General features: G+C 43.5%; 7 protein-coding genes. 1 reads left to right on the top strand and 6 read right to left on the bottom strand.

Annotation, left to right across the window (positions count from 1 at the left end):
• Nucleotides 1–2: 2 nt before the first annotated feature.
• Complete coding sequence (locus AC4II3_RS31070) at nucleotides 3–176, top strand: CHAT domain-containing protein (RefSeq protein WP_490723007.1); 174 nt, start codon at nucleotides 3–5, stop codon at nucleotides 174–176.
• Between the two features lie 119 nt (nucleotides 177–295).
• On the opposite strand, the gene AC4II3_RS31075 is transcribed toward AC4II3_RS31070, so the two are convergent.
• The 6 genes from AC4II3_RS31075 to AC4II3_RS31100 form a co-directional block, all read right to left on the bottom strand.
• A complete protein-coding gene (locus tag AC4II3_RS31075; RefSeq protein ID WP_488016377.1) occupies nucleotides 296–541 on the bottom strand; it encodes a FitA-like ribbon-helix-helix domain-containing protein in 246 nt (81 codons plus the stop codon).
• A gap of 483 nt (nucleotides 542–1,024) precedes the next feature.
• Nucleotides 1,025–1,393 carry a YccF domain-containing protein gene (locus AC4II3_RS31080; protein WP_488016379.1) on the bottom strand — a complete coding sequence of 123 codons (369 nt, stop codon included), beginning with the start codon at nucleotides 1,391–1,393 and terminating at the stop codon, nucleotides 1,025–1,027.
• Between the two features lie 167 nt (nucleotides 1,394–1,560).
• On the bottom strand, nucleotides 1,561–2,418 hold the full coding sequence (locus tag AC4II3_RS31085; protein WP_488016381.1) for an alpha/beta fold hydrolase: 858 nt from the start codon (nucleotides 2,416–2,418) through the stop codon (nucleotides 1,561–1,563).
• Between the two features lie 104 nt (nucleotides 2,419–2,522).
• Nucleotides 2,523–2,885, bottom strand: coding sequence for a DUF5615 family PIN-like protein (locus AC4II3_RS31090; protein ID WP_293120155.1), 363 nt, complete (start codon nucleotides 2,883–2,885; stop codon nucleotides 2,523–2,525).
• Complete coding sequence (locus AC4II3_RS31095; RefSeq protein ID WP_488016383.1) at nucleotides 2,860–3,213, bottom strand: DUF433 domain-containing protein; 354 nt, start codon at nucleotides 3,211–3,213, stop codon at nucleotides 2,860–2,862. Before AC4II3_RS31095 ends, AC4II3_RS31090 begins: the two co-directional genes overlap by 26 nt.
• 55 nt (nucleotides 3,214–3,268) lie before the next feature.
• Nucleotides 3,269–4,972: an ABC-ATPase domain-containing protein gene (locus AC4II3_RS31100; protein WP_488016385.1), complete on the bottom strand. Its 1,704-nt coding sequence runs from the start codon at nucleotides 4,970–4,972 to the stop codon at nucleotides 3,269–3,271.
• Nucleotides 4,973–5,202 lie beyond the last annotated feature (230 nt).

A 5,202-nucleotide genomic window follows, 5' to 3' on the forward strand; every position in this document is an offset into this window, starting at 1 on the left:
CTGTGGACGATGTAGCCACTACAGAGTTAATGACTCGCTTCTATCAGAGGTTAGCCACAGGCAAGGTTACCAAGGCTGAAGCTCTGCGTGAATCTCAACAGGAGCTGTTGCAGAGGCAGCAATTTAATCACCCCTTTTACTGGTCGGCTTTTATTTTGCTGGGAAATTGGTTGTGAGGAATAGGGAGTAGGGTGTAGGGAGTAGGGTGTAGGGTGTAGGGTGTAGGGAGTAGGGTGTAGGGTGGGAGGTGTGGGGAGATTGGGAAAAGAAGAGAGACTATCAATCACCAATAGCATTATCGGTTCCGGTCTTGATTAATTTGCTCCACTGAATCAGGCATAATACCAATTCGGGCAAAGATTGTTTCTCTAGTGCGATCAATGCCTTCGAGAACCTCTGCTGGTGGTCGTTGGGAGAGTCGCACAGACCGCTCCAATAACACCAAAATCTGTTGATTGACAGAACGGCGTTCTCGGGCAGCCATTGCTTTGATCTGTTGGTAAAGCTCCTCAGGAATATCTCGTAGACTTAAATTGGTCATGGGTTTTCCCTAAGATTTATAGTCTGATGCCAAAAAATCGAGTGCGATGCTCTTTTAGAGCCGCTACGCGATCGCAATATTGTAATGCGTTCGCGATCTTGTAGTAAAAAAAATACCAATTAAAGTAGGGTGGGCAAAGTAATATTATCTAGAATACTCATTTGAACCAAACTGTGTCTTGATGCAGTCGCTCATGGGGTTTCCCCATGAGCGACTGCATCAAGACCGCGCTGCATCGCTTTTTGCCCACCCTACAAGCTAAATGAATTGTGATAATTTTTGTTCCCTGTTCCCAGATCCGCTGTTCCCTGTTCCCTTTGCGATAGTATATCAATAGCTATCACTTCGGCTTTGTGAGCATCACGCGCCAAAAAACAAAAGCAATTAAGGATGCATAACCTAATACTGTTAGCCACTCCTGCAAAGTGCCCATACCAAATAAAACTGTGTTATCCATAAATACAAAAGTATTGACTAGAAAATTTAGCGCAATTCTCTACCGAAGGGAAATAGAGACAGGGGAATTAATTTAAAATGCTGTTGGGCAAAGGGAAGGCCAATAATTGTAATCGCTAAAATTAGCCCTGATACCAAATGAGCAATGGCAATCTCCCAGCCAAAGGCGATCACCCAGATAATGTTAAAAATCATATTGAGGAGGCTACCAACCTCTGAGGTTTCCTCAATCGTTCTGCCAAATGGTGCTAGACTAGCGATGCCCAGCTTGATAGCTTGTATTCCAAAGGGGATGCCAATAATAGTCAGACAAATCCCTAATCCACCGATAATGTAACCGGCACCAACCACTAAACCCCCAAAGATTAACCAGATAATGTTCCCTAAAACGCTCATAACTCTCCTTTATTAGTCCCTTTAGTACTACTTAATTATACCAATTCTACGACTTGTGAGGTAAAAATTTCTGGTTTTTAGGGAGTAGGGAGTAGGGAGTAGGGAGTGGGGGGAATAAAATTGAATTCTAATATGGTTTAATCCTGAAACATCAGATTAAACATTGATTACTCAAGCTTAGATGGCTTTTGCTGTTGCTCTTCCAAACATACCTCTACAGCCCGATTAAACTCTTCCGGCTCTACTAAAAATGGCCAATGATTGCCAGGCACTTGACGAATAGTTAAATTTTTTAAATAAGTTTTATAGGGTTTTAGTTGCCCATCGGAACGATTAAGACCCTTTTCTGGTACTATCAATACTGTAGGAATTTCAATAATTTCCGTTAGTCCTGCTACGCGCATCACGTCTTCAAAAATCTCATTTCTCGCCTGAACCACAAATTTACTGCCCCAACTGCCATCAGGTTTAGGTTCAATGCTGGCTTTAAAGACTTGTTGCTGAAAGGGACTCCAACCCCGGTATTGTTTTAATTCTTGAGCTTGTGCTACCCCTTGCTCATAACTAACAAAGGGTCCCATGGCTTTCACAAAAGGCAAGACACGGAACAGTAGGGGAAAGAGAACCTTCAAAAACATCGGAATTTTCCCCATGAAAAAGGGATCTACCAAAATCAGGCTGCGCAATCGGGATGGATTTTGCTTAGCCCAGATCGGAACTAATTTACCAGTCCAGGAGTGACCGAGGATATGAGCACTAGACCATCCTAGGTGATCCATTAAGGCTTCTAAATCGGCGATGTGATCATCAAAGGTATAGCCTTGATCTGGCTTGCTACTTTCCCCATGACCGCGCAGATCTGGAGCAACGATATGATACTTTGGGGCAAGGTAATCCCCGAGGCTAGACCACACTAGGCTATGGTCTGCTAAGCCATGTAAGAGTAACAAGGGAGTTTGGCCTTGGTTCCATTCTAGGTAAGACAGTTGGATGTTTGGTAAATCTAAGGTTTGACGTATGGGCATGATGGGATGATTGCCGTTAAGCCATGGTACTGTGATCTTGCATTAATTTTAGGGGGCTAGGGGTGCAAAACCTTACCTTAATTAACCAACGCTATGTAATCAGTTTATATCATTGTCAAATGAACAATTTGGTCTTGGTATTCATTTTCAAATGATGCCTCAGCTATAAAGATGAGCTGTTGAATAGTTTCACCGATATTCAACTTTGGACTTAGAATAAAAATTCCTGGTACATGTCTACCTTCAGTTAGGTGATCTGCTAAGTGTACAGGCATTGACTTGCGGTTATTGGTTACCAATACAAAATCATATTCCTCACACCAGCATAGAATTTCTGGGTCTTGTGTACCTTTTGGTGGAGTGGCTGGATCTCCAACAGCTCTGACAACTAAATCAGGTGCTTGCCGACGTAGTTGAATCTGATAGACTGGATTTACATTTTCATCCAGCAGATAATTCAGACTCATAGGCTTTATTCTTCGCTTCTTGTTCTGCTTTTAATTTTCGTAATCGAACTATGCCTGGAGGAGGATTTAGTTCTTGAGCTTTTTGTTGCTGATGACTCCATTCCAGCCAGTCAGAGATATATTCGCTGACAACTTCTTTGTTGTTTAAGTAGTAAATAATTGTGGCATAAACTTGCTCCAAGGTAATGGTGTAAAAACAGTTAAGAATTTCTTCTGGAGTACGATTCCGGTAAATGTACTCATACAGCACATTTTCAATGCCCACTCGCGTTCCCTTGATCCGAATATCATCAGGAGCAATAAAATCAAAATAGTCTTCTATTTGCATCAGTTCAATAATTGGTAATTGATAATTTTAAAAGAACTGTTAAGCGGAATTACCCTCAAAGTACTGACAGGGTCCGCAATCGATTCAGAGCTGCTGCTAATTCCAAGGGGCGGAATTGGACTAAATCCCCTTCAGGAAAAAAAGTTAGTACATCCAATCCTTCTTCTTCAATATCTTTCATCACCAGATCTAAAATTTCCGATAGGGTCAACCGTTCATCGATATACTTCTCTTTAGCATAAACAAGAGCTTTGGAAATTGCTCTTAACTGACCTACTTCTACAATCTGCTCAACAGCAGATAAATCAATATTTTCTGCACCAAACCCTACTTCATCTACATCTCGGACTTTTAATTTTACGGCTTTGCGTCCACGACTGGGGTCAATCCCATCGGCTAATGGTACTCGTGGGGTAATAGTTCCAAAGTTTTTCCCGCCTTCAGCGGTGCGTTCGGTAAAGTATTTTTCGGCAATTAACTGAGCCTTTTCGGTGACATCCTGGGGTTGGAAGTTGTCCATGGCAATCACGGTATCGGCTACATCAAAGTAATCTCCACTGCCTCCCATGACTAATATAGTAGAGACACCATACTCGGTATAGAGCTGTTTGACTTTATCAATAAATGGTGTAATGGGTTCTTTATCTTTAGCAATCAGCTCCTGCATACGGCGATCGCGAATCATAAAGTTAGTTGCTGCTGTGTCTTCGTCTACCAACAGTAATTTGGTACCGGCCTCCAGAGCTTCGATAATATTTGCGGCCTGGGAGGTGCTACCACTGGCATTGGTGGTGGAAAATTTTTCAGTGGAGCGACCGTGAGGTAACTGATTAATAAATGGGGAAATATCTACACCAGAAATCCCCCGACCATCTTCAGCCCGAATCTTGACAGCGGTGGGATTGGTGACTACTAATTCCCGTCCATCTCCAGGAATATGATTGTAAACTCCTAATTCAATGGCTTTGAGCATTGTGGATTTGCCATGATAGCCACCTCCTACAATCAAGGTGATCCCTTCTGGGATTCCCATACCGGTAATTAATCCTCGATTGGGGCAAGTGAATGCTACTTGAAGTGTCTTGGGAGATTGAAATGCGATCGCATCCTCTTGCAATGGTTTGTCATCCACCCCACTGGAGCGTGGCAAAATGGCACCGTTAGGAATAAAGGCAACTAATTCACGGCTTGCCAGCTGTTGACGCAGCCAATCTGCATCTTCCACTGTTTCTACATGATGCTTAATGGCAGCGGGATCGAGGACTTCATACTTGATGGATTGCTCTATAATATCAGGGATATCTTGGCATAGCATTTCTGCGGCCTGACGCCCAGAAATCCGACGACCACGAGCTGGTAATCCTACCACAAACCGGATTTCTAGCCCTTCATCACTCACCAAAGCGGAGGTGCGCTCCAGCACGGATTGTCCGACACGGGTAATAGCAATCAAGCCACTATTTCCGGTACCCCGCCGACAGCTCATTTCCCCAGCTACCCAATCAAATGAGCGAGTTAGATAATCCTCTAGGGCGATGGCTCGGCTGTCAGTGCGATAGAGCTCACTGGGAAAACCAGCCACTGACTGGGGTAAGTACACGCGCACTTGGCTAGGAGAGGCAAAGGGGTCTCCCTGAACCCTGTCAATGACTAGAGTGAAATCTGGAAACTTATAGCTGCCCTTGATATCTCTGTAGGATTTGTAGCTGCGGTCATCGAGTTGTAGGAGTAAAGACTCCAATTGATTGCTAGTGGCCATAATTGCAAGCAGAAAATTGCTTGTTAATTGTCAATGGTTACTACCCAATTGTCAATTCACAAGGGATTAATTACTATTGAGTGATGACTTAAGCTATCAGCTATCAGCTATCAGCTATTAGCTTTTGAATAAAACAAGTAACCATTTGTTTAATGTGAGTTACGTCTGCATGATAGCTGACCGCTGACCGCTGACCGCTGACCGCTGACCGCTGACCGCTGACCGCTGAC

The organism is Moorena sp. (genome assembly GCF_982860115.1).

What these genes read in the sequence shown, in the direction of transcription:
- AC4II3_RS31075 (WP_488016377.1), bottom strand. Translation starts at nt 541, where the DNA reads ATGACCAATTTAAGTCTACGAGATATTCCTGAGGAGCTTTACCAACAG.
- AC4II3_RS31080 (WP_488016379.1), bottom strand. Translation starts at nt 1,393, where the DNA reads ATGAGCGTTTTAGGGAACATTATCTGGTTAATCTTTGGGGGTTTAGTG.
- AC4II3_RS31085 (WP_488016381.1), bottom strand. Translation starts at nt 2,418, where the DNA reads ATGCCCATACGTCAAACCTTAGATTTACCAAACATCCAACTGTCTTAC.
- AC4II3_RS31090 (WP_293120155.1), bottom strand. Translation starts at nt 2,885, where the DNA reads ATGAGTCTGAATTATCTGCTGGATGAAAATGTAAATCCAGTCTATCAG.
- AC4II3_RS31095 (WP_488016383.1), bottom strand. Translation starts at nt 3,213, where the DNA reads ATGCAAATAGAAGACTATTTTGATTTTATTGCTCCTGATGATATTCGG.
- AC4II3_RS31100 (WP_488016385.1), bottom strand. Translation starts at nt 4,972, where the DNA reads ATGGCCACTAGCAATCAATTGGAGTCTTTACTCCTACAACTCGATGAC.